Genomic DNA, 25,569 nt, shown 5'->3' on the forward strand with positions numbered 1-25,569 from the left:
TGCATATTGTCCACTTTTTAATTGTTTAAAATCAATTATATTGCTTATAAATGATTTAAGATTCATATAATGATTTGTATTTTATTTATGGATAGTATATATGGTTAAATATTGAATATAAGGTTAGTAATGTCAAATATTAAGTTTCTGTTAATTTACTAAATAAAATCAATTTTATTACTAATTCTAACTAATTTAGTTATAAATTATTAATTTTTACTGATTTTTATTACTAAAACTATGATTTTAAGCTTGAAAATAATAATAAAAAATTAATAACAAGTATTAAATGTAATTGGGCTATAACAGTTTTATATCAGCGAAAGGAGGTGAAAATATGAAAAATAGAATAATTAAGCGATATGTGGTATTAATGATGCTAGCGGTTCTTTTTGTATTGAGTATTTGTGGAACGGTAGCAGCAGATGATACTAAAACTGGAGATGATTTAAACAATAGTGTTGTAGAACGATCTACTGCACAAAATAATGATAATGGAAGTTTAAAGGATATTGATCCGCGGATATATGGGGTTGTTAAAGTTAATAAGTCCCCGGTTAGCGGTGCCAAGATCACTATAATTAACCCAAATAATAATTCGGTTATTGCTTCAGGGACTACAAACTCCACTGGAAATTATGATGTCAGTTTTGTATCTAATCTCACGCAATTCAAAGTGAATATAGCATATTCTACCTATAAGAATTACACGACTACAGTAACACCTGCTGGTTCTCCAATACCAACAGCAGAACTAAATCACACATTTGTACCATCAAAGATGTTGAAATCAGTGAAAATGGTTATATTTGTCGCAGGTAGTAGGGTAGGGGTCGTTGATCGAGTAATGAACGATGTTTACCTGAATAATCTGGTTCCAGAAGGATATGATTTTGAATTAAAGATATTCTCTGAAGATACATTGTCTACAGATTCCGCAACATTCAAAAGGTTTTCTGAGGCATTAAAAACAGCGAATATTTTCCTGATGGTTAACCCCGGTACTAATACGTTCACAGCGACCCTTTCACCGGTTGTACAGAAAATGCCATCTGGCTCTAAGGTGTATTTACTGGGGGGATCTAATCCTTTAACAGATAGTACTAATGTAACAACGCTGGGTATAGCTTCTTCCATCTTAAATTCCAATTTAAGTCCTGAAAACATTAGAAGAGGTATGTTACAAGCATTAAAAGAGTATAAAGCTATTGATAGTTCGACAAATACCACAGTAATTACACTACCTACAGAATTTGTTTACCATCCAGATACCACAAAAATTTTCAATACCAGGCAGGAGTATGTGGACTGGTATATTTCAGCAGGTAAATACAAAGCAAATGGTCCATGGGTGGGATTGTTATTCCACAGCTGGTACTATGGTGCCAATGATCTGGAGGCATACAATGATTTAATCCATGAATTGGAAAAACGCGGAGCTAATGTAATAGTCCCTATATTTTCAAACTTTGCAACCACAGCCAATAAATTCTTCATAGTAAACGGTACTCCGGCTATAGATGTTCTGATTACTCATTTACATAGTGGAATGACTGATAATGCAAGTTTAGATATAATTGATAAGTTAAATATACCTATACTTAGCCCAGTACACGTGTTCCTTCAAGATACTCTTGACGGTTATCTTGCAAGCAGCACAGGGCTTACTGGTAACGAATTAACCACATGGATTATAACTCCTGAAATAAATGGACGTTCTCAACCTGTTCTTATAGGTGGGTCCATGAGTGTAGGTACTGATCCGACTACTGGTACGGATATTAAGGTGTTTACTCCTTACCAGCCAGGCATTGATCAGCTGGCAGATAGGGCTGTTGCATGGGGTAATTTGAAGCATAAACTTAATCAGGATAAAAAACTTGCTTTGATATACTTCGACAACACTCACGATGAGGGAATGCCTGTCGGGGGCAGTCTTAATATTGAAGCTAGTCTGGCAAATATCCTTAAAGCTCTGGCTAATGAAGGGTACAATGTAGGATCTCTGAACACCGCTAATTTGACTGCAAGCAGTATTTTGGCTTTAATTAATGACCATGGACGTAATATTGTAAATTATACTCAACAGGATCTGGCGAATCTTATCAAGAAAGGCGCGCCTACTATGTCTGTACAGAGATATCTTCAGTTATACAATGCTTTACCATTGAAACTGCGTCAGGAAGTTGAAGCTGTTTGGGGCCCTGCTCCTGGAAACCTGATGATTTATAACGGCCGGATCGTATTCCCTGGAATAATGATGGGCAATATCTTCATGGGACCACAGCCGATCTGGAAGTGGAATGGTAATTCATCCAGTCTAGATAATGACACCTTACCTCCGACTCACCAGTACATTGCTTTCTACCTGTGGCTGCAGGAAGATTTTAACGCTGATGCAGTGGTTCATACTGGAGAGCACGGTACACTGGAACTTCTTCCAGGACATAGTAGTGGTATGACTGAGGACAACTGGCCAAACACGCTTATTGGTGGAATGCCTAATATCTACATTTTCTCCGGTACCAATGATAATGCTAAGAGGCGTGCATATGCAGTACTTATTTCTCATTTGACCCCGCCTGTTGTTGAAACAGCATTATATGGTAATCTATTGGAAATGCATGATCTGTTAAATTCATTTGATGATGCCTACAATAGAAACGATAATGAAAGAATGGCTCTTTTAAAGACTCAGATTCTAAATAAAATCAACAATGAAACGGGTTTAAAAGAAAGGTTAGGTATGGACTCTAAAACAGGATTTGGAACAGTTTTGAACAGGTTGCATGATTATCTTCATGAACTGCAATCACTGCTGACTCCATATGGTCTGCATACTTTTGGCGAATTGCCAGATAATGAAACTCTGGAGAAATTTATTGCAGCTATCATTGCATATGATCCCGGAAACAGAACAGGTCAACATGATTACATCCTTAGTCTTCTGAATCAGAGCGTAACTAATGAGATGGCTTCTTTGATTAATGCTTTAAACGGAGGCTTTGTCAAACCAGGGGTGGTCGGTGATCCCGTAAGAGATTTAACATCAATGCCTACTGGAAAAAATACGTATTCATTTGACCCTAGAAAAGTTCCTGATGCAGCCGCATTGGCTATTGGTACTGCAACAGTAGAAGCTGTGTTAAAACAGTATCTGGCTGACAATAAAGGTAAGTATCCTGAAACTATGGGTACTTCTATACGTGGAGGAGAAGTGATAACTACCAATGGTGAAAGTATTGCCACTATTTTCTATTTACTGGGTGTAAAACCAGTATATGTAAGTGGAACAGTTGTGGGAATTGAAGTGATTCCTCTAAGTGAAATGGGAGGAAGGCCCAGAATTGATGTACTTATTGGCGCTTCTGTTAGTTTCATTAACGTATGTCCTAATATAATAGCACTCATTGACAACGCCATCAAACAAGTAGCTCTTTTAGATGAGCCCACTAACAAAAATTATGTGCGCAAACATTATCTGGCTATGATGGGTCAATTAAAAAAAGAGCTGTTATCAAAGGGATTGAGTCAAACTGAAGCACAGACTCAGGCAGAACGTCTGGCAAGGGCAAGAATATTTGGCTTACCGCCGGGTGCTGATCCTCATGCAATGGGAACTGCAAGAATTTTGCGTTCTTCTGAAACATGGACTGAGGAAGAGCTTGCAGAAGCTTACTTAGAATATGAGTCATGTCTGTATGGTGATGGCTTGTATGGGGTACCTGGCCGTTCAGTAATGGAAAAATTGTTAATGACTGTTGAAACTAGTATGGTAATTACTCCTCGTGTAACCAACGGCGCAACTGCACCAACTTACAGGGGTATAACTATGATAGAATTCATGGTCAAACGCCTTACTGGTAGAAATATAACAAGCTATGTTGTTAACACAGGCAATGCGCGAATTGATGGAAGCACTATCACTGGTATTAGTGTAAAAACATTAAAAGAAGCATTATATGATAGCATAACCATGACTCTGCTTAATCCAGTTTGGAGAGAAGGCATGTTGAATGAAGGACCTGCAGGACAGAGGCGTGTGGCTCTGGCCGTACGTAGCATGTATACATTAAATATTAATGGTGCAGTAGATCCTGATATGTGGCAGGAAATAGCCGATATGTACTTATTTGGTAAAAACAGGCTTACGGATCCTGATGCAAGAGCAATGATTGCAAACGTGGTTAATCAGCTTAATAAACGTGGCATGATGCAGCTTTCTTCGGATCAAGTTAAGTCATTGAATAAGATCTTGGGATTACCTGAACAAAATAACAACTCGAATAATAATCAGAATAGTACTAATGTAGTAAAAGCTCCCCAGGGAGTGGAAGGAACTTCTGATATCAACACGGGTTCTTCAGGTGGTTCTGTAGGTGATTCTGGGCAGGTTGTTCAGGCAGTTGCAGTGGCTGCTGATGCAGGCCAAAGTGCAGGTGATCAGGGACAGACAGCTTATGAAATCTCTAAAGCAGAATCTCAGGGTTCTACAGAAGATGAAATGCCATTAACAGCAGGAATAATAGGAGTTATTTTGATAATTAGCCTTTTGACAGTAGGTTACTTTAAGGGTGGCTTATTGAACTTTTTAGGTTTCACTAAAAAATAATTCCTACTTTTTTTTATTTTTTTATAAGGGATGTGAGATTATAAAACACATGAAGAGAAGGGAATACTTATACTTGTAATGGCAATATATGTTAGCTTTTTGCGGCACGCTCTGGTCACGGTACTGAATATCCGGAAGAAATTAATATTACAACTCCAGATCCAACGCCAGGTTCGACACCAGATCAAAGGGGGAATGGTGGGACAATTAAAAGCAGCACAACAAGCAGTGAAAATAAAGGGGATAATTCAGTACAAACCTGCTGATGATAATTATACAAAGGTTCAGCCTGTTGAGGAAATCAATGACACTGAAGATAATAATGAAAGCGTTACAAATTATGGAGATTTAAAAAGTTTTTATTGGGAAATTGCTTTAGCATGTGTAGTCATAGTTGGCTTGCTTGTAGCGGGTTTTGTACTTAGGGGTAAATTGCGTGGCAGATAAGATATGTGTTTATATTATTTTTTTTATTTTGATTTAAGATACATAATTATAACAAGTAATTTGCTGCATTCTACCATATTATTATGTATTTTATTGACTAGATTTTTAAATGGTAGCTGATGTTATTTTGACTAAAAGCAGCTATTAATTATTTTAATAATAAATAATCTAAAATTCAATAATTCTTATATTATTTAAAAATTTTTATTCTCATTTTAAAACTAATTAAAGGTTTTTTTTGGTATTTTAAAACTATTGTGGTTATTTAATACTACTTAAAATTAACAATAGTTAATTTGAACGAGTATGAATGGTTTTAATAATATTTTAAAATTATTGCAATGAAAAATATTAATTTTTCCTGATTTTTATTACTGAAGCCTATATTTTAAGCTTGAAAGTAATAATAAAAAATTAATAACAAGTATTAAATATAACTGTGCTATAAATTGAGTTTGTCAACAAAAAGGAGGTCGAGAAAAATGTTATCAAAATCGGAGATTTTGATACAAGAGAAATTCTTTGAATTTCTCATGCTTTGCATTTTTCGAAACGTTTGGAAATCTTCGATTTCCGATGTCCCGAACACACGGTGTTCGAGGGCCCCAATTAAATAGAAAATTTTTTTGGAGGTGAAAAATATGAAAAATAGGACAATTAAGCGAAATATGGTATTACTAGTGTTAGCAGTTCTATTTACGCTGTTTATTTGTGGGTCCGCATCAGCTGCAGACTCATCAACCACTGGAGGTAATGGTACTGGTTCAGATTTGAACCAATCTTTACAGAATAGTACTAATTCTGCATTGCAGTTATCTTCACAAAATAATAGTCATGTAGTAGACCCCATAATCGGTGTGAAAGTGGGTTATGAGTATTCTTCTGATTCTATTAATCCAGAAATAACTGTCAAAGATAGCAAAGGCGCGAAAATTAATGTCACCAAGACCTATGACATGGCTTTTAAAGGTTATAGGCTGAGTTTTGATTATGATGGCGCTGTAAACGGTACTAAATTTAATGTAACGGTCTCTGCACCGGGTTATACTACCCAAAGTCAGATGATCGGCGTGTTTTTAAACTCTGCCAATGCTACAGACACTAACCTGTACGGCAGCGCAACTTTCAACATGAATGCTACTGCTGCTTATAAATTAGGTCGAGAGGTAACTAAAAAGGCAGATCAGCTTTTAAACTTTTCAAAAGCAGATAAAGTGCTGGTTATAACTACTGCTGGTTTAGCTTATTTAAATGGGACCACGACTGAGGACTGTTTGGAAGGTATTTTAAACGGTTCTGGCGGTAAGATCAGTTACGGTCAAGGGAACCTGCTAACTTTTCAATCAACCCGAACAGATCCACTGGATTTCTGTTTTGTGGTTATGAATGGGAATTCACTGACTGCAGCGTTCTTCAAGAATGGTTCATTAGCACCAGCTTATAAAGGTACTTTCTCTGCTATCAACCAGACTTTATGGGAGAAAACCATTGTTCCAACATTGGGTGATGAAGCATTTGGCTATGTCAGCCTGGCTAATGCCTGGAAAGAAGGATTATCAACAGACATCCTGAGACAAGCTGCATACCACGGCCATGTTTGTCTGGGAACCATCAGCGGACAGGCTATGATAAGCCTCCTGCTCAAATATTACCCTCCAGGGGTATATGGAGATGATGGAGAACTGGAAGCAACAAGTTACAGGGCAGTTAGTGTGCCAGGTAATTCAGATGATGATGCGTTCATCTATTCCTTAGATTTAACTTCAGGAAAACGTTCTTGGGTTGGATATGAAACCAGCGACTCAGGTGCCGCTGACAACATGGTGGGATTCATCCGATGGTGTGCATCAACCAACACAGGAACTCTTATAATAATGGCTTTCGATGAAGACAAAGTGGTACAGGCATACAAGAATAAAACAGGCCTTATAGCTTACTCAGGTATAGCATCCGAGTTGAAATTCAATGCATGGTTAATAAACAAATTAGAAAACGACCCAGATTCCCTCGTGGATATACTGTACGTTTTCAATATAACTGCAGAAGTTCACAACAACCTGACTGGAGGAGTCGACTCCAAAAATGTTGTATGTGATGCACTTGGATTAGACATGGACTACATATTAGGACTTGGACTGACAAACCTAGTGGACCAGAAAAATGCTACAAACTACACTACTGGAAACCTAACTGAGGATCAGATCAAACAGATTGGAATAGATGCTGCTAACAAAGCCATTGAATTATTCGCGGCAGACGGCATTACTCTGGAGAAAGATGATCCTAACCTCACAGTCTTCACATCTGCAGGTTATGTACGTGTCAATGAACAGGTAATGGACATGGTCTTTGATGGAATTTACGATGTCTTAGGATCCAGACTTTCCAGAGCAACATTACTATCACAGCACAATGCAAGGTTCAATCCGTTATTCTTCCAGTTCACTCTGGTACAAAATGGAACATATATCAGTAAAACTCTTACTTACGATCCAGAAACAGGTAATTTTACTGTGAAGAACGAATCTTCCTGTATCATAGACCAGGTACTCCCGTACGACCCACCATACGATGTCTTAATGGCATGGTTATGGCACAACCACGTCTGTGGAGGTAGTACAACTGGATACTTAATTACCGACTACGTTTATGATAATTTCCCTATAAGCGAAGATGAACAGTACTCTTACGTATCTACCAATGACATCTGTAGAGATGATATTTTATCCTATCTCTTAGGAGTTTCTGCAGGATCTGGAACCTACTATAACCAGCGAATGGAGTCAGCAGGTAGTGAAGTTGGAATTATCAGTATATATGACAGCAAAACTAAAACTCGAAGAGTAGCTATACTCAATTTGACCAGTCCCAAATTTTCAGGTGGTAACTCTTATGAAAACTATATAAATCTTTATAAAGTACTCCAAAAATACGACGACTGGAATTCACCAGAGTGTCTTGCGGAGTTAGCGACTATACCCAACCTGATTTCTGGACCTTCAATAACCCGGACTGTTGATACTTGGGTAACTGAAGAAGAGTGGCAAGCAATCATATCTGGAGGCAATGGATCTCTCAATGCTCTGGAGTATATTAAGAGCTTACCTGTGCGTACGCAAGCAGATCTCATAAGTTTACTGAATCAGAATCAGAACGGTACTCATAATCAGAATGGTACTCAGAATAATAATGGAACTGCTGTAGTAGAAGCTCCTGATGGAGTTCAAGGCAATTCTCAAGGTATTTCAAGCAGTGGTACTGGTTCTGCTACTGGATCTGTAGGCGATTCTGGACCTACTGTTAGTGCAGCTACTCAAACAGAAGTTACTACTTCTGATGAAGGAACTCCTAGTGCTGGAGGTAATGCCTATGAAGTTTCCAAAGCTGCTCCTAACTCAGAAGAGTCTGATTTGAACTATGCATTAATAGCTTTAGGAGCTGTTCTCTGCGGAGGACTTCTTGTGGTAGGGTTCTTTAAAGGTAGTATTCTGGGATTCTTAAGGAAATAAAATATTTTTCCCTTTCTTTTTTTATTTTTTAAATAGTTTACAATTTAAAGGAGATGAGCTTATAAAACACATAAAAAAATTCAGTGTCTTGTTAGTATCTACAATGGTGTTTGTTTTAGCTTTTTGCAGTGCTGCAGCGGCACATCCTGGGCATGGTACCGTGTATCCTGAAGAAGTTACTTCTGATCAAACATCCGATCAGAGCACGAGTAGTGGAACAACAGGTACCAGTGGTACAAGTACAAACACTAAAAAGAGTACGGGAAGTGCAAGTAGTACAGGAAGTACATCAGGCGCGAGCAGTACAAATACTGGAAAGTCAGTACAATCTGGAACATCTTCAAGTAACGCTGATTCTGATGATTCTGGAGATCAATCTGTGGATGATACATCTAAGCCTAGTAAAGTTACCAATACAACTTCTGATTCCAACACGTCTGATACAAATGCAACTTCCAAAAATTCAAACAGCTCACCGTGGAACACTGCTGCTATTGTAGTGTTTCTTGTAGTGGGATTGGGGGCTGTTGGGCTCTTTTTAAAGAGTAGTTTGTTCAAATAATCTTTGTTTCTATAATAAACATTTAAATTTAAAAAGGAGGTTTTATTCTGCATTTACCTGATGGACTTATACCTTTATGGCAGGCTGCGATTTACTGGATTTTGACCATTATTATACTGACAGTATATATATTCAAACTTTCCAGAACTGAAGAAAAGGAGAAAAAAATTGTGGCAACGGCCATATTTGCAGCCGCTACATTTGTAGCATCATCATTATCGATACCATCACCATTTGGAGTACCTGTGCATTTTTTCCTGATACCTCTTGTGGTGATTTTGCTTGGTCCTTTAAGCGGTGTTGCAGTGGAGTTTTTATGCCTTATTGTGCAGTTTTTCTTTTTGGGAATGGGGGGCATAACTTCTTTAGGTGCTAATACTGTGACTATGGGAATAGTACTGAGCTTTTCAACGTATCTCTTCTATAAACTAACTTTAGATCTTGATAAGAGATTAAGTGTTTTTGCAGGTACATTAATGGGAATAACTATGGCCACAATAACGCAGGTATTGATACTGATTGCGGCAGGAGTTGCAACATTAGACATGTTAATGGCCACGTTGATTCCATTCTATTTGTTTGTAGCGGTTATTGAAGGGATTGCGAACGTATTAATTGTATCGGCACTATCCGGTGTTAAACCTGAACTTTTAACACTGAATAAGGGTGAGGAGATATTAAAATGAAAATAAAAGTTATATGTCTATTGATTTTGATAATGGGTACCGTAGCATCTGTCAGTGCCCATGGGGTGGATGTTACACCTCAATCAACCATTGTAATTGCTGATAATTCAAGCGGGGTACTGGCTAAGAAAGTAGTGGATGAAATGGGCGTGAATGCCAGTGTCTACAAATTTACATCTGATGATGAAGTTGCCCATCAGCTTGAACATGCATTATCTAATCCAAATAAAAGAATTCTGGCAGTGGCCTATCAGGGCACAGTCAGTGAATTTATAACCAATAACTCCAATGTGTCAAATAGGGTATTCGTATGCTCAGCCGATGAGATGGATATTAAAAATGGTTTAACTCTGTTAACTTCAAATAACAGCAGTGGAGGATTTGCAACGCCGTTTGCAGCAGGTCTATTAATTGGTGTTATTGGGGGCCTTGCAGGGGGCGCTTTCTGGATGAAAAGGAAGATTTCATGAAAATTTAATTTATTTTTTTTATTTTTCTAACAATGGATAATTTTCCCAGGGGGTTCATATTTTCTGATTTTATCAATGCTTGGAGATTTTATTTCATATTCTTAAATTTTCAGTGACTTAAATTTAATTATATAATTTTCTCCATGTGCACGGTCCCTAATTCATTTTTCATGTCTCTGGTAATCCTGTATCCCTTTGAAAGCCAGAAATCCAGAGAACCATCCACTATCTTTTGTGTATGGAGGTACAGGTTTTTATAACCTTTATCTTTGCAGAACTTTTCTGCGGTGCTTACTAATTTAGAGCCAACACCGTTTCTTCTCCATCTTTTATCTATAAAAACTCTCCAAATGCTTGCAGTACTTTTTGAATTATAAATCCCATCAAATATATTATAATTTTTGTCATAAGCTCTTATTGCGAGAGTTCCTATTAAACTTCCTGTATTTTTATGGGTTGCAAGTAAAAATACGCTTTTATCAGGTTTAATATAATAGTCTTCTATGTTTATGATGTCGTGGTGGTATTCTGGAACGTACCCGTAACCAAATTCTTCATTTATTATTTTAAAAATGAAATTTTCTACGCTGTAATGTTTTATGTCTTCTGTTTTCATCTGTTTTATATTGAAATAAGTAATATGAACCTCTCCTTTGCCGCATATTGCATTGTTTAATACTTTTTAAATGAAAAAGTCCAGTTTAGTAATACACATTACTATATCTATATTAACTGACAATATAATATACAACAAAGATATTTAAACCTATTGTCAATTGGGGAATATCTAATGGAAACACCAGTGATTGAAACAAAAGATCTAAATTATGATTACCCTGATGGAACACATGCACTTAGGGATGTCAGCATCAAAATTAAAAAAGGGGAAAAAGTTGCTTTTATTGGTTCAAATGGTGCAGGTAAAACTACTCTCTTTTTACAATTTAACGGTATTTTAAAACCTGTATATGGAAGGATTAATATTTCTGGAGAAAAAATGGGATATAAAAAGGAAGTTTTAACCAGAATAAGGCAGGAAGTGGGTATTGTTTTTCAAAATCCTGATGATCAACTTTTTGCCCCTACTGTGGTGGAAGATGTCGCATTTGGACCTATGAATTTAGGTTTATCAAAAGAAGAAGTAAAAAAAAGAGTTGACGATGCCCTAAAGCGCGTGGAAATGGAAGAATATAAAAAGAAAGCACCACATCACCTGAGCGGCGGTCAAAAAAAGAGAGTCGCAATTGCAGGTATTCTAGCCATGGAACCAAAGATACTGGTACTAGATGAGCCGACAACAGGATTGGACCCTTATGGGGTGCTTCAAATATTAAAAATACTCAATAAACTAAACCAGGAAGGAATGACGATTCTTTTAACCAGTCACGATGTGGATATAATACCTCTTTTTGCAGATAGGATTTATGTGATGCATCATGGAGAAATAGCGGGTGAAGGTTCACCAGAGGAGATATTTTCCAGCCCAGAACTGGTAAAAAAAGCACATTTAAGACAGCCACAGGTTGCAGATCTATTATATAGCTTAAAGAAGGAAGGCCTAGATATTAAAGTTAAACTAACTGTAAAGGAGGCCCGTGATGAGTTGTTACATTTACTGGGATAAGATTTTAAAAATTTCCCAAACTTTAAGTAAATTTAATGACTTTGAGTCAAAAAGTTTACCTTTAGATAAATTTTTACCTTTGCTTGGGGAAATAGAGGAAATTGCTCATGATAAAAATATTGGATTTGATGATGCAAAGCACATATTAAGCGATAAAAAGATGGGTCCCGCCCTGGATGTAATTAGAGAATTCTACATTGATATAGCGGAAAGGTTAGAAGTTGAAAAAGCACAGGAGATACTTCAGTCCCATGACCCCTGGAAAACATTAGAATCGTTTTATTTCTTTGATCACTATCAAAAACTGATTCAAAATGAACATGGACTTATTCCTTTTGTACCTGGCGAAAAAATAGTGTTTATTGGGGGCGGACCACTTCCCCTGACTTTGATAATGCTCCACAAATTTTATGGGATACATGGTATAAGCATAGAAATTATTCCTGAAATTGCTGCACTTTCAAAGGAAATAATAAAAAAACTGCGTTTAGACCAGTATATAGATGTGGTAGTGGGAGACGAAACTTACCTCAGCCATTTGGAGTATGACGTTGTGATGGTGGCTGCACTGGCCGAACCAAAAGAAAGGGTATTTAAAAACATAAGGAAACAGATAGATCAATCGATTCCGGTCATTTATAGAACTTATATGGGTATGAGAGCAATTTTATATGCTCCAGTTACAGAAGATGTACTTAAAGGGTTTAAAAGGGAAAATATGGTTTTGCCTACAGGTAAAGTGAACAATACATCGGTGCTCATTAAAAAAGAAGTTTAAAACGTCAAATCCATAATACAACTTTTTTACAGACCTTAGATCTTATTCTATGAAACTCTAATTTTTTATTATTGACTTTTAATCTGCAAAAATTTCTATTAAATAAGTTATATTGTGTTAAACCACAATTCTCCTATAAAGTAATACTGGGGCGATTATTGTAATACTTTTATCCTGTTTTAAGCCGTTTTAGTAATATTCTTTATATTGTAGTTTGAATATATACTAAAATGTGTATTAAAACAGGTATGACTTTGAGTTTCTATGAAATAAAAAAAAGACAATAACATGAAATTTTAAAAACATGATTCGAAATTATATGGATTTTTAAAGGTATATCTTTAAAAAAACAGTGAAACAGGGATATTAAAGGAGTTCTATGAAAAAATAATCATGAAGGTGTTTAAATGAGCTGTTACAAATACTGGGGAAACATAGTGAATATATGCAAATCACTTGAAAAGTACGACGGCTGTAAAATAGGAGAATATCCTTTAGATGAGGTTATACCTATCTTAGATGCTGTTGAAATTATTGCGCATGATGAAAGCATTGACTTTGATTCAGCAAAACACATACTGGAAAATGAAAGGATGAACCAGGCCCTCAAGACTATCAGGAAGTTCTATGTTGATGTTGGGACCAATCTGGAAATAAACAATGCAAAGGAAATACTGGAAGCTGAAGACCCATGGGCGAAACTCTCATCGTTCCATTTTTACCATAGGTATGAAAAGCTTGTAAACAACGAAAAAAATCTTGCAAAGCTTTCTAAAGATGATAGGCTTGTTTTTATAGGTGGAGGGCCTCTTCCGTTAACAGTTATATTGTTTAACAAGTTCTTTGGTGTTAAAGGCACGAGTATTGAAGTGGTCCCTGAAATAGCTGATCTCTCAAGAAAAGTTCTTGAAAAGCTTGGACTCAGTTCCCAGATAAATGTTGTTGATGGGGATGAAACGGTGCTGTCCCACGTGAAATATGATGGTGTCATGGTTGCCGCATTTGCAGAACCTAAAATAAGGGTTTTTGAACACGTTCATGAATTAGTTAGGCCTGAAACCAAGATTCTTTACAGGACTTACAGTGGCATGAGGGCAATTCTTTACACGCCTATAAAACATGAGGATTTAAGTGGTTTCACTGAGCTTGGAAGGGTTTTTCCAACGGGCAAAGTAAACAATACTTCGGTACTTATTAAGAAGATAACATAAATTTATTAAGATCACTTTAATGTTTTATTTTCTCCTGCAAAATTTAGAGCGGATTAACAAATGACAACGTTTTTCAAGGGTTTATCATTGTTTTATGATGTTTTACTGCAGTTATAGAAAATATACGCGATTATGACTGAAAATTAGGTTAAACTATACTAATTTTACATATGCATTTGCATTGTCTATTTAATAATGATCCCAAAATCAGTGTATAACTTAATTTAAGAATTGAAACTATTTGGACATTATCAGTTTAAAAGTCAACTTTTAATTGGATTAATAATAGTCCCAGAGAATGTGCGCTGCAGGTGTAAATTCCTTTAAATCTTTTATTGTTTTTGTTTATTTGATTTTTCATGTTTTATTTCCATTCAAATTTTTATCCTTGAAGATGCTCTTTAAATTTATTGTGTCTATATTTAAGGACTATGGATTCCTATATTCATAAAATTCATGATATTTTATTTCATACTATGAAATATTGCTTAATGCAAATATTATTGTAAAAATAAGTGGTAAAATCCATAATTATGCTCATGTGATATGTAAGTATAGATAATATGGGGAATGGTATGGGTAACTCTATCCTAAACTTTCTCAACATTATATTACCACTAATAATCATTAAATTTTAACCTATATAAATATTAGCTTTTTATTAAATAGTATTAATATTTCAATTAAATTTAAATGAAAATTATTATGATATCTCTATGGATTTCTGGGCTAATTGTAAAAATATTTTATTTTATATTCGTAATTTCTATAAATTAATAAGAAATAAAGTTTTTCATCTTTTAGAGTAATAAATTTACTTTTTTATTACTAAAAAGCAAGTATTGAGGTTAAAAGTAATAATAAAAATAAAATAGAAAGTGTTAAATATATTGAAAACCAATTTTCTGTCTGTGATGGCAAAACCACTGTAAAGTATTATTTAAACACAAATTCGTTGGCATGATTATTAACAAATCCCTCTTTGCCATCACTTTTTCTTCTTAAATATAACTTAACCTTCAATTGTGGTGTTAAAATGGAATCTAATAATAAAATTGGTTGATTAACATTAAAGAACAACTTAAAAAACTCGAGAGAAAATCTGGAGATAAAAATACATGTATTGTATGGGTGAAATTTCCTTACAGCAGAAGCAATCTTAAACTAATAAACGAATCATTAAAGGAACTAAATTGGAATATAAAAGATTACAGGCTGACCTATGATGAAAACATTATTTTTATAGATAAAGAACTGCTTTAAAAATTATATTGAAAATTTTTAAATTAACTATACATTTTTTCTAGTTGGGTATTACAATTTTGACTAAATTAACCTTGAAAGTAATAATACTAAAAAAATAGAAAGTATTATATATAAAAAGTACTAATTTATTCTTTGTAGTGGTAAAAGCATTGACTAAGTATTATAATTAGTTAAAAATAGCCTCTTTAATTATTACTTTGCTATTTTGCCATCAATCCCCCCACCAAAATATTCTCTTATGTATTTAAGAGATTGAATATATCAAAAACTTTTAACCAAGGAGGTATAGGGCATTTAAAGCTTATTTTAAATTTTAATGTCCCATACCTTTTGAGGGATTATAATGAATTACAAGGATGATGTTGAATTATTAAAAATGAAAAAAATAATAACATTAGATTTAGTAATTAAAAAATTAATAGAATTAGATTTTGACTTTGAAAAAAAAGCTACCTGTGTTGCGTGGATAACTTTTCCATACAGTGAAGAGAATTTAAAAACAGTAGAAACTGCTTTAAGAAAGCTTAATTGGACGGCTGAAGAATACATATTAAACCATGATGAAGATTTTATTTTTGTTGAAAAAGATATAAATACTCATTAAACTGTTTTTTAGGGCCTGCTTCTGACGTTTAGCTTTGATAGTAATGATTTTGTAATTTTATTAAGTTATAGATAAGGATATGTCTTGTGAATTTAAATAGTCTCTTAATTCAATACCTCCAGAACTCCTGATTAAAGGAAGTTCAACATGTAAGTTAATCCTTTTGTGTAAATTTTTTCATATAATCATGGATGTCTCCTGATTCTAAGAAATCTATAAGAATGGGGTCTTCCTTAATATTCATATAGATTGTATAAATTTTATAGTAAATGAGTACATCACGGAGGAATTATCACTATGATAACTGTAGAAGATGCTATGGCTAAAGATGTAGTTAAATTTAAAGATGTTGATACAATAGCTTATGTTACAGAAATTTTAAGGGGAAAAAATATAAGTGGGGCCCCAATAGTTGATGAAGATAATAAAGTAATTGGTATCGTAAGCGAAGGGGATATAATGAGACTTATTGAAGTTCATTCTCCTAACCTTAACCTGCTTTTACCAGCCCCATTTGATTTAATTGAACTTCCGGTAAGAATGGAAGTTGGATATGAAGAGATAGCAAACGATGTAAGAAAGGCAGCATCTGTTTTAGTCGGCGAAATAATGACCAAAAAAGTCAGAACCACAAAAAAAGACGCTTCAATTTCTGATGCAGCAGCATTAATGGATAAACATAACGTCAACAGGCTCCCTGTAGTTGATGAAAATAACAAATTGGTAGGTATTGTAACAAGGGGAGATATCATAGGTGCTTTGGTGAGGAAGGAATGAGTAAGCGAATTGCTATTTATGGTAAAGGTGGAATTGGAAAATCCACTATTGTTTCCAATATAGCTGCAGCCTATTCTAAAGATTATAACGTGCTTGTAATTGGATGTGACCCTAAAGCTGATACAACAAGGACTCTTATAGGTAAAAGATTGCCTACTATCCTTGACATTGTAAAAAAAAAGAAGAACGCATCCATTGAAGAGGTTTTATTTGAAGGATATGGAAATGTTAAATGTGTGGAAAGTGGAGGTCCTGAACCTGGAGTTGGATGTGCTGGAAGAGGCGTTATAGTTGCAATGGGGCTTCTAGACAAACTGGGAACATTTTCTGATGATATAGATATTATTATATATGACGTGCTTGGAGATGTGGTCTGCGGTGGATTTGCAGTACCTCTTAGGGAAGATTTCGCTGACGAAGTCTATATAGTGACTTCTGGGGAGTACATGGCATTATATGCTGCCAATAATATCTGCAGAGGTATTAAAAAGCTTAAAAGTAACCTTGGAGGCATCATCTGCAACTGCCGAGGAATTGAAAATGAGGTTCAGATTGTAAGTGAATTTGCGGGTAAAGTTGGAAGCAAGGTTATAGGTGTTATTCCTCGCAGTGAAATGGTTCAAAAGAGTGAAATTGACGCAAAGACCGTTATTGAGAAATTTGGAGAGTCTGAACAGGCCGATATTTATAGGGAGCTTGCAAAATCTATATATTCCAATGAAGATTTTGTTATTCCAGAACCTATGGGTGTAGATGAGTTTGATGAATTCTTTAGAGGATTTCAATAATTCAATCAATCCTCAAAAACCTTGTTTTCTGCGGTTTGGAAATTACAAATCTACAAATATTTGTAGATTTGTAAAATTGCGAAAAAGTCGCAAGAATTATAAATTTCTTCAACTCAAAATTTTTTTATTTTTGAAGGGTTTTCACAATCTTTGATTGTGATACCCAGAAATCATAGATTTCACTGATTTATTTTTTTAAAATTGAAATGTGGCACTTGTAATTGTAAGTGTCTAAGATCAGGTATTTGAGCAAAAATGTTAATATTGATCCTGATATTCTAATTTCATTTTTGCGGATATGTGCAAAAGCATTTATGTGCATTATTTCTCTAAATTTTTAATATTGTACCAAAAAGATGGTATGAATCGACTTTATGTGAGTAAAAATGATATGATTTTTAAAATAATCACAGGATTAAACGATAAATATATATAGGATAGTTTAAATAGGATATATTGACAAAACAAAAATGAGGTGAATGTTTATGGCAGAATTACCATTAGCTCCAGTCGGAAGAATCATAAAAAATGCTGGTGCTCAAAGAGTAAGCGAAGATGCAACAGAAGCTTTAGCAAAAGCTTTAGAAGCTAAAGGCGAAGAAATAGCAGCAGAAGCTGTTAAACTCGCAAAACACGCTGGAAGAAAAACAGTTAAAGCATCAGACATAGAATTAGCTGTTAAAAATTTATAAATTTTTTTAATATAGCCAAATCTTGGCAGGGTATGCCTTAAACACTGTTAGTGTTTAAAGCCGGTGAATTCAGCTTCAGCGGCTGCAGAAGTTTTATAAACTTCTGTAAGGCTCTACTTTTTATTTTTCACTTAAAGCTTTTCAAATTAACATGCTGTTATAAAATAATCATACTTTTTTTTAAACTGTTTTAATTTTAAGCTCATTAAACCTAAAATTAACTTTTTTAAAAATTAAGATCAACAGTTATAAAAAGAGTTATCGATGGTCATATAGACGTGTTTGGATTGAATTAGAAATGATATCAGTTCAATATTTTTTCTTCAAATGAGAAAAATGAATTTTAAATTATAAGATTAATTTAATCTTAAAATTGATTGTTTTAAATAACTTTATTTTTTAATACGTATTTATAAGCCATTGGCTGCTTTTTCCTGGTTTAAAATCATTCTCGTTGTAGTTACACTCTTTGCACGGGAAAGAATTTCGCTGTGACCATCAGACTTAATTTTTGCCTTAATTTCTTCAAGTAAGTCTTTTAATTCATTGGGCTTGCATGAATATGCTTTGTTTAATAAATCTTCTGAGTTTTCTTTTGTTTTATTATTTGATTTCTTAAATTTCATTTGTCTAACCTTTTAAAATTCTAAGATTTTAGAGTATACATGTTTATATTAGTTAGTAGTGTCTAATCTGATTTTAAATGTCAATTGAGTTAGCTATAGTAATTTTTGTTCTTTCTGGACTTAATTATCGTTTTATATGAACTTATCAATAGTTAGGATGTTTGTAGATTTTTAAATCCCTACATTTTGAATATTTTTGTTAAATCTAATGATTTAATAAAACTCAATAAGCCTTAAAAAGTGTTTAATTATTTATAGTCATTAATTTTTACATTATACTAATATACATTACAGTTTTAGCTATTTAACCAGAATATATTAATATATTTCGGAAATAGTGATTAATATATCATGGGAAATAGTATTTAAATAATAATATTTTTGGGAAATAAAAACATTTTAAGATCTTTTTTTGGATATTTAGAGAAAATTAAGTTGTATAGTGAAATAGCCATTTATTTTGGGGAATATACTTGATTACATTCTTTAAAAAACTTAATCACCTATAAAATCCCTGTTTTAGTAATGCAAAAAAACAATAATAAAAATAGACATAGTATTACATGGTGGAAGTATGGTGAAGATACCTGAGTTAAAAAGAGGAATAGCAGATAATGCAACAGAACTTATAGGTAATACTCCTTTGGTAAGGTTAAACAAAATTAATGAAGGGGCAGATGCAGAAATTATAGCAAAATTAGAATCTTTCAACCCCTTAAGCAGCGTAAAAGATAGGATAGGGGTTGCAATGATTGAATATGGGGAGGAACAGGGTTTAATTAATAAAGATACTGTACTGGTAGAACCTACAAGTGGGAATACTGGTATAGCTCTTGCATTTGTTGCAGCGGCAAAGGGTTACAAATTAATTCTTACAATGCCAGATACAATGTCAATAGAGCGGCGGAAGCTGCTTGCACTTTTTGGGGCTGAAATTGTACTCACCCCCGGTGCAGGTGGAATGAAAGGTGCAGTAGCAAAAGCTGAAGAACTTGCAGAAAACACACCCAATGCCGTGATGCTACAGCAGTTTAAAAACCCTGCAAACCCTAAAATGCACAGGGAAACAACTGCACATGAAATATTAAGAGATACTGACGGTAAAGTTGATATCATAGTGGCAGGTGTAGGTACTGGTGGAACAATAACTGGTATTGCAGAAGTTTTAAAGGAAAAAAATCCTGATTTTAAAGCAGTTGCAGTTGAACCTGCTAATTCCCCAGTTCTATCTGGTGGGCAACCAGGACCTCACAAAATACAGGGAATTGGTGCAGGTTTTGTTCCTGATGTGCTTAGAAAAGATTTGATTGATGAAATTATAAAAGTTGAAGATGACGATGCTGCAAGAACTATGTTAATGCTGGCAAGAAAAGAAGGAATCTTTGCAGGTATATCATCGGGAGCCGCAACATGGGCCGCCCTTAAACTGGCTAAAAGAGAGGAAAATAAAGGTAAAAGAATTGTTGTAATACTTCCAGATACTGGAGAAAGGTATTTGAGCATGGAATGGGTATTTGAAGAAGTATTCAACGAATATGAAACTGAAGAATTTACAAATTAAGGTTAAATTCTCCTCTGGTTTTATCAGAATTTGATCAGGGCTTGACTACCGCACTGTCAAATTTAACTTCTTCAGCTATTTTTAGCATAACTCTTTTTTATCAAAACCTTAATAAATCAAGTATTTTATTTTCAACATGTCTATTTTGACCTTTATATGGAAAATTATGGGGATAAAGCACTGGATTGAAATTTAATTCAATAACACTGTGATTGTTTTTATCTGGTTTTGCTTTTATATCTTGGATGATCATGTCAACCCCACAGATCTTCGCTCCTACTGCCTTTGTTGAGTTTACGGCGATGATCTTGTAATGTTTCAGCACATCATCTGTAAAATCGATGCTGTCACCACCGGTACTGATATTGGAATTTTCCCTGAGATATACAATTTCTCCACCATTTGGAACATAAGATATGTTCTTCATTTGAGAAGCCAGGTAATTCTCTTCAACTGGACCTATGCTGATTTTCTCAAGTGGAGTTAAATACCCTTTACCCCTCATAGGATTCATATTTTTTTCAAAAACCAGTTCTTTAATGTTCTGTACTCCATCACCTACAACATTTGCCGGAACTCGGTGCATCACTGCCGCAACTTCATCGTCAATTACTAAAAATCTATATTCTTTTCCTGGCACGAATTCTTCAATCATAACAGAGTTATCATAGCTTAATGCATGTTTAACTGCTTTTATATATTCTTCTTTAGACTTTAAACATTTTAATATTAGAACACCGTCTCCAAAATTAGTGGATTTAGGTTTTATCACAATATCTTTATATATAAAGTTGGAATATTTATCTAGAGCTTTATTTATATTGTCCACGGTTACACTGGGAGGCACATTAATGTCGTGCTCCTTAAGAACCAACTTTGTTATTTCTTTGTTTTCCATGATCAATGGGGCTATATATGTATCTACAGAGGTTTTTGTAGCCTGCTTAACGTATTCAACGTTGCTTCCTTTTTTCAAGCGGATGAAGTTATCATCATGGTCAAGTACTTCTACATCAACTCCTCTTTTTAAAGCTTCCTTTATAACAATTTGAGTTGAAAGTTCTAGTCGTTCATAGTTTGTTTGCATAACTCGCCTCTTTTGATATTGTTATTTAAATTAGTCATGGTGGCACTTTTTTGTATATTATTTTTGGCCCATCTTGTTCCAAATTCTAAAAAATTTTCATTATTTTCTTTCATTTCCATGTTTATCATTTCAGAGGGTAATAATGATATATCAAGAAGCTTTTGATGCTCCTTTTCTACACTTAGAAGATATTTATTGTCTCCAGTGCCCATGTACATTAAATCTGCTATAGTTTTAAGCCTTTTAAATATCTCTTCTCCCCATGATTTCAGATTGATCTCTTTTTTATCATATTTTTGGAGCATTAAATCTTTTTTCCTTCCAAAAAGTGATACTAGCTGGTGGTTTAAGTTCATTTTGGTATGTTCCTCTTCGGTGATGGGGGAACTTTCTTCAAACAGGCAGAAGAGCATGAAAACTTGAAGGAAGTTCATTTGTTCAATACTTAAACCCATCTTTTCAAATGGATTTAAATCTAAAATTCTTACTTCCACATATTCCACACCTCTTTTTTCCAGCGCATCTAGATGTGTTTCTCCTTTCTTGACGGTTTGCTTTAATCTAATTGAAGAATAAAATTCGTTTTCTTTTTGCAAGACATTTTCATTGAGTTGCACCTGAGAACCGTTCCTGTAGATACCCATCTTTGAATATTTTTCATCCTTAGTTGACATCATCTTACGGAGCTTTGTAGAATACTCCTTTAAACTGTTGAAGTACATCTTCTCATTTTTAAGACTGTTTGAATAGCCAAATCTGCTTACACGTAGAGATGTTGCGTATTGATTGAAATTTTCTATAATTTCTGCACAGCTGGGGCAGCATTTTTGAATTATCTCAAGTTCCCTGTTTATAACTGAATGGTAAGTATGATGGCAGAATGGTGAAGCACCAAAAAGATAAATTAGTACCCATCTGTATCGTAAAAAGTTTCTTGCAAGCCCAAAATGTATTTCATCAATAAATAAACGTTTATTTTTTTTGTTCCCAAATTTTTTATATAAATAATCAATTATTTCAGTGCCAAAAGAAAAATTGTAGTGAATTCCAGATATCATCTGCATTTTTTTACCATATCTCACTGCCAGCCCTTTTCTATATATTTCCATATTTTTTCCATTTTCAGAACCTGGAAAACGTGCAATGGGTATTTGCTCTTCATCTGGAAGTTTTGGAGGCATACTGAGTGGCCATAGGAGCTCGTTACCTATGCTACTTTCAACCTCCTTGCTTATGGTGTTTAATTCTTCATAAACTTCTTCAACTGAATTGAAGGTTGCTGTTATCATCTCGATCTGACTTTCAGAAAAGTCAGTGGTAATGCGTGGATTTTTAGTTTTATCCCCAAATAATGTGGGATGAGGTGTCAATGCAAGATCACCTGAGGAAAGAACCCTCTGACACTCTTTTTCCAGGCCAAAATTACCCTCTACCAATAATTTTCCTTTATTATCCTTTAAAAAAGACTCTGATATTTCTGAAAAATCCCAGTTCATAAAATCCTCTTTTTAATCAGTAATTAATTATTCATGGTTTAAAAACAGCACAACGCCATTATTTACTGTTACTATTTATAATTCGGTAAATGTTCATAGATTTCTTAGGTATAGGTTGTTACATTAAATAAAATTAATAAAATTGTTTGAATATGTAAATTAAGACTTTTTTACATTTATATTTTTTTGATGGTTTTACATTATCAAAATTTTTGGCATATAAATTGGGGTCCCAAATACTTCGTTAAATCTAGCTATAACGAAGCACACGAAAATTTTCAATTTTTGGTGCATCAAAAATTACATTTTTGACAGTTGAAAAAATCTGTCAAAATTTTTAATTTTGACGTTTGCGAAACTTGTTTCGCAACTGCAAAAATTTAAATTTTTGCACGCCACAAAAAATCTCCGATTTTTGTTGGTTTTAATTTTTTCACATGCAAAAATCTGTGATCTTTGACATGAAGTTAAAAATTCAAATATCTTCGATATTTTTATGCAATTCTGTTTGTATTAAGTTGTAATTACAAGTCAAATATTAAGATCAGTAAAATATAGCAAATATAATGCTGTACATATACCCTAAAAGATGTAAATATGTTAAACTTTTTATTTTATAGTAATCCAGATTCACTCGTTTAATTAAATACATTAAAAATATAAATTAACTGGATTCTGTATGTGAATAATTAAATTATTATATAATAATTACATTCATTCAGTTTCAGAAATACGATGTGTGCCTGGACAATAAATTGGTATATTTAGCACCCCTGAACTTAAGTGTATTACTTAATTTGGCAGAGTTTATGAACCCGGGACAACTGAGGGGGATTATTGCCCCATGTTAATTGTATAAATGTTGCAGTTTAAAAGCTATAATATACATAAGTAATCTTTATGAATTCTTTTTAAAATACTAGAAAATTACATTTAATTAAAATAAAATTTGAGATTATTCCTAACTTTTTTAAATGAATTTAACTTTTTTTTATTCTAAATTTTTTCTGTTGATATCATAATTATATAATTTAAGATATGGTGCTCAAAAATTGTATTGATTGACTTTATGTGAGTAAAAATGATATGATTTTTAAAATAATCCTAAAATTAAACGATAAATTTATATAAAATTACTAAGAGATAATATAATAATAAAATAAAAAATGAGGTGATAGGTATGACTGAATTACCAGTTGCTCCAGTTGGAAGAATCATAAAAAATGCAGGTGCTCAAAGAGTAAGTGATGATGCAAGGGACGAGTTAACAAAAGTGCTTGAAGAAATGGGTGAAGAAATAGCTGCAGAAGCTGTTAAACTTGCAAAACACGCTGGAAGAAAAACAGTTAAAGCATCAGACATTGAACTAGTCGTTAAAAAGTTATAGGCACTTTTTCTTTTTTAAATCCAATAACTCTTTCTTTTTTACAAATGTTATCTTAACTAATTTTAAAATGTTATTAAAAAGGAATTATGTTAAAATTAGGCATAATATTTATAAAATACTGAAATACATGACTATAATTCCACAAATTACCATTAACTAAACATAAAAGATTGTAGAGGTTTGGATCCATAATTAAGATATTTATCTATGGTTATATTTGATATATTGATAGAGTATTATCCACATATAATTAAAAATTAGCATTAATATGTAATAAAAAGAATAATATATGTTTTTATATTTAACTATTGACAATTAAGTGCATTATTTATAGCTTTTTTCAGTTTGGTATCATCAAAGGGCTTTACTAAATATTCATAAGGTTCAGTTTTTTTGATTTCTTCAAGAGTTTTAAAATCAGAATTAGCAGAATTATAAATAATGGGAATATTATAATCTTTTTTAATTAATATTGCAGTTTCAATGCCATTTAAGTTTCCTTTTAAAATTATATCCATAAGAATTAAATCCACTTTATTATTTTTTACTAAGTTTAGGGCATCTGCACCTGAAGCTGCTATACCTACCACTTCATGTCCCAATAATTTTAATCTTTGTTCGAGATCCCAAGCTACTATGCTTTCGTCTTCAACAATAATAATTTTAATTGTCATATGTGATGTTCCTCCAACTACCTATTTTTTATTAACTTTAATCGCCGAACAAATCTTTTATTTCTCGCTATTTTCCTTTTAATGCCCTTATTTTTAATATAAAGATCAACGGTGTTATTAATTTAATTAAATCCTTATATCCATTAGCTATTTAATGCCTCTGTTTCTTAAATAAAGATCAAAAATGATCCTAATAAACATAATATTTCCTATTCATCCTATTTTAATGTTACCTCGCTTTATTTGGCAGAATAACGAGAAAATATTAATTTAAATGTAAAAATGAATAAAAAGGTAAATAAAAAAGTAAGTTAAATTAATATTATTTTCTAAATGTATAAATTAAAGCTTAATAAATAAAATATGCCTTTTTGTCATCGTTTATTAGCATATGGGATATATACATTAGAAACTGAAAAATATTTTTTTATTCATGCATATTCTGTTAGAATGTATGAATGGAATAATTTCTATTTTAATTGCTGTAATTGTTCTTCTATTTTATATTGGCTTAAATTGAGATGGTTTTATGTATATTTTGATTGAATTATAAATTTAGAAATAAAATTTTATCTAAAATCGTCACATAAGTTTTACACAAAACTTTATTATGTTGGTAACTTAATATTCTGTTTAAATCAATTTTTATGTCTTAATAACATATATTATGTTTTATTTTTAATATATATAAATTATTTAATCTTTAAATGGT

General features: G+C 33.3%; 21 protein-coding genes. 16 read left to right on the forward strand and 5 right to left on the reverse strand.

The window, feature by feature from the left end:
- Positions 1 to 337 precede the first annotated feature (337 nt).
- From AAGU07_RS00175 to AAGU07_RS00200, 6 genes are all read left to right on the forward strand, one after another.
- Entirely contained in the window at positions 338 to 4,612 is a 4,275-nt protein-coding gene (locus AAGU07_RS00175) for a cobaltochelatase subunit CobN (protein ID WP_342457204.1), read from the forward strand.
- 78 nt (positions 4,613 to 4,690) lie between these two features.
- On the forward strand, positions 4,691 to 5,059 hold the full coding sequence (locus AAGU07_RS00180) for a hypothetical protein (protein ID WP_342457205.1): 369 nt from the start codon (positions 4,691 to 4,693) through the stop codon (positions 5,057 to 5,059).
- Positions 5,060 to 5,700: 641 nt separating this feature from the next.
- Entirely contained in the window at positions 5,701 to 8,568 is a 2,868-nt protein-coding gene (locus AAGU07_RS00185; protein ID WP_342457206.1) for an FmdE family protein, read from the forward strand.
- Between the two features lie 88 nt (positions 8,569 to 8,656).
- Complete coding sequence (locus AAGU07_RS00190) at positions 8,657 to 9,130, forward strand: hypothetical protein (RefSeq protein ID WP_342457207.1); 474 nt, start codon at positions 8,657 to 8,659, stop codon at positions 9,128 to 9,130.
- A 47-nt stretch (positions 9,131 to 9,177) separates the two neighbouring features.
- The gene (locus AAGU07_RS00195) at positions 9,178 to 9,816 is read left to right on the forward strand and encodes an ECF transporter S component (RefSeq protein WP_342459326.1); all 639 of its coding nucleotides are present in this window, start codon (positions 9,178 to 9,180) and stop codon (positions 9,814 to 9,816) included.
- Entirely contained in the window at positions 9,813 to 10,286 is a 474-nt protein-coding gene (locus tag AAGU07_RS00200; RefSeq protein ID WP_342457208.1) for a hypothetical protein, read from the forward strand. The genes AAGU07_RS00195 and AAGU07_RS00200 overlap by 4 nt, the downstream gene beginning before the upstream one ends.
- Before the next feature lie 127 nt (positions 10,287 to 10,413).
- Here AAGU07_RS00200 and AAGU07_RS00205 read toward each other — a convergent pair whose 3' ends face one another.
- Positions 10,414 to 10,902 carry a GNAT family N-acetyltransferase gene (locus AAGU07_RS00205; protein ID WP_342457209.1) on the reverse strand — a complete coding sequence of 163 codons (489 nt, stop codon included), beginning with the start codon at positions 10,900 to 10,902 and terminating at the stop codon, positions 10,414 to 10,416.
- Between the two features lie 174 nt (positions 10,903 to 11,076).
- Here AAGU07_RS00205 and AAGU07_RS00210 point away from each other — a divergent pair, with 174 nt between their 5' ends.
- The 8 genes from AAGU07_RS00210 to AAGU07_RS00245 all read left to right on the forward strand — a co-directional run bounded on the left by AAGU07_RS00210 (position 11,077) and on the right by AAGU07_RS00245 (position 18,026).
- Positions 11,077 to 11,910: an ATP-binding cassette domain-containing protein gene (locus AAGU07_RS00210; protein WP_342457210.1), complete on the forward strand. Its 834-nt coding sequence runs from the start codon at positions 11,077 to 11,079 to the stop codon at positions 11,908 to 11,910.
- Positions 11,885 to 12,688: a nicotianamine synthase family protein gene (locus tag AAGU07_RS00215; RefSeq protein WP_342457211.1), complete on the forward strand. Its 804-nt coding sequence runs from the start codon at positions 11,885 to 11,887 to the stop codon at positions 12,686 to 12,688. The genes AAGU07_RS00210 and AAGU07_RS00215 overlap by 26 nt, the downstream gene beginning before the upstream one ends.
- A gap of 407 nt (positions 12,689 to 13,095) precedes the next feature.
- Positions 13,096 to 13,899, forward strand: a complete 804-nt coding sequence (locus tag AAGU07_RS00220; protein WP_342457212.1) for a nicotianamine synthase family protein — start codon at positions 13,096 to 13,098, stop codon at positions 13,897 to 13,899.
- Positions 13,900 to 14,958: 1,059 nt separating this feature from the next.
- Positions 14,959 to 15,162 carry a hypothetical protein gene (locus AAGU07_RS00225; RefSeq protein WP_342457213.1) on the forward strand — a complete coding sequence of 68 codons (204 nt, stop codon included), beginning with the start codon at positions 14,959 to 14,961 and terminating at the stop codon, positions 15,160 to 15,162.
- A gap of 346 nt (positions 15,163 to 15,508) precedes the next feature.
- The gene (locus AAGU07_RS00230) at positions 15,509 to 15,769 is read left to right on the forward strand and encodes a hypothetical protein (RefSeq protein ID WP_342457214.1); all 261 of its coding nucleotides are present in this window, start codon (positions 15,509 to 15,511) and stop codon (positions 15,767 to 15,769) included.
- A gap of 297 nt (positions 15,770 to 16,066) precedes the next feature.
- Complete coding sequence (locus tag AAGU07_RS00235; RefSeq protein ID WP_342457215.1) at positions 16,067 to 16,546, forward strand: CBS domain-containing protein; 480 nt, start codon at positions 16,067 to 16,069, stop codon at positions 16,544 to 16,546.
- Positions 16,543 to 17,334, forward strand: a complete 792-nt coding sequence (gene cfbC / locus AAGU07_RS00240) for a Ni-sirohydrochlorin a,c-diamide reductive cyclase ATP-dependent reductase subunit (protein ID WP_342457216.1) — start codon at positions 16,543 to 16,545, stop codon at positions 17,332 to 17,334. Before AAGU07_RS00235 ends, cfbC begins: the two co-directional genes overlap by 4 nt.
- Before the next feature lie 485 nt (positions 17,335 to 17,819).
- Positions 17,820 to 18,026: a histone family protein gene (locus AAGU07_RS00245; RefSeq protein ID WP_048082423.1), complete on the forward strand. Its 207-nt coding sequence runs from the start codon at positions 17,820 to 17,822 to the stop codon at positions 18,024 to 18,026.
- 410 nt (positions 18,027 to 18,436) lie between these two features.
- Here the strand turns inward: AAGU07_RS00245 and AAGU07_RS00250 are convergent, their stop codons facing one another.
- Entirely contained in the window at positions 18,437 to 18,652 is a 216-nt protein-coding gene (locus tag AAGU07_RS00250; RefSeq protein WP_342457217.1) for a hypothetical protein, read from the reverse strand.
- 574 nt (positions 18,653 to 19,226) lie between these two features.
- On the opposite strand from AAGU07_RS00250, the gene cysK reads away from it, so the two are divergent.
- Positions 19,227 to 20,213 (forward strand): cysteine synthase A, encoded by a 987-nt coding sequence (gene cysK / locus AAGU07_RS00255; RefSeq protein ID WP_342457218.1) that lies wholly within the window; start codon positions 19,227 to 19,229, stop codon positions 20,211 to 20,213.
- Positions 20,214 to 20,313: 100 nt separating this feature from the next.
- Here cysK and gshAB read toward each other — a convergent pair whose 3' ends face one another.
- Both gshAB and AAGU07_RS00265 read right to left on the reverse strand, forming a co-directional pair.
- Positions 20,314 to 21,300 carry a bifunctional glutamate--cysteine ligase GshA/glutathione synthetase GshB gene (gene gshAB, locus AAGU07_RS00260; protein WP_342457219.1) on the reverse strand — a complete coding sequence of 329 codons (987 nt, stop codon included), beginning with the start codon at positions 21,298 to 21,300 and terminating at the stop codon, positions 20,314 to 20,316.
- Positions 21,276 to 22,796 (reverse strand): glutamate--cysteine ligase, encoded by a 1,521-nt coding sequence (locus tag AAGU07_RS00265; protein ID WP_342457220.1) that lies wholly within the window; start codon positions 22,794 to 22,796, stop codon positions 21,276 to 21,278. Before AAGU07_RS00265 ends, gshAB begins: the two co-directional genes overlap by 25 nt.
- A 1,180-nt stretch (positions 22,797 to 23,976) precedes the next feature.
- On the opposite strand from AAGU07_RS00265, the gene AAGU07_RS00270 reads away from it, so the two are divergent.
- A complete protein-coding gene (locus tag AAGU07_RS00270; protein WP_048082428.1) occupies positions 23,977 to 24,183 on the forward strand; it encodes a histone family protein in 207 nt (68 codons plus the stop codon).
- A gap of 305 nt (positions 24,184 to 24,488) precedes the next feature.
- Here the strand turns inward: AAGU07_RS00270 and AAGU07_RS00275 are convergent, their stop codons facing one another.
- Positions 24,489 to 24,857, reverse strand: a complete 369-nt coding sequence (locus AAGU07_RS00275; protein WP_342457221.1) for a response regulator — start codon at positions 24,855 to 24,857, stop codon at positions 24,489 to 24,491.
- Positions 24,858 to 25,569 lie beyond the last annotated feature (712 nt).

Origin of the sequence: Methanobacterium sp., from assembly GCF_038562635.1 — an archaeon.
Taxonomy (GTDB): domain Archaea; phylum Methanobacteriota; class Methanobacteria; order Methanobacteriales; family Methanobacteriaceae; genus Methanobacterium_D.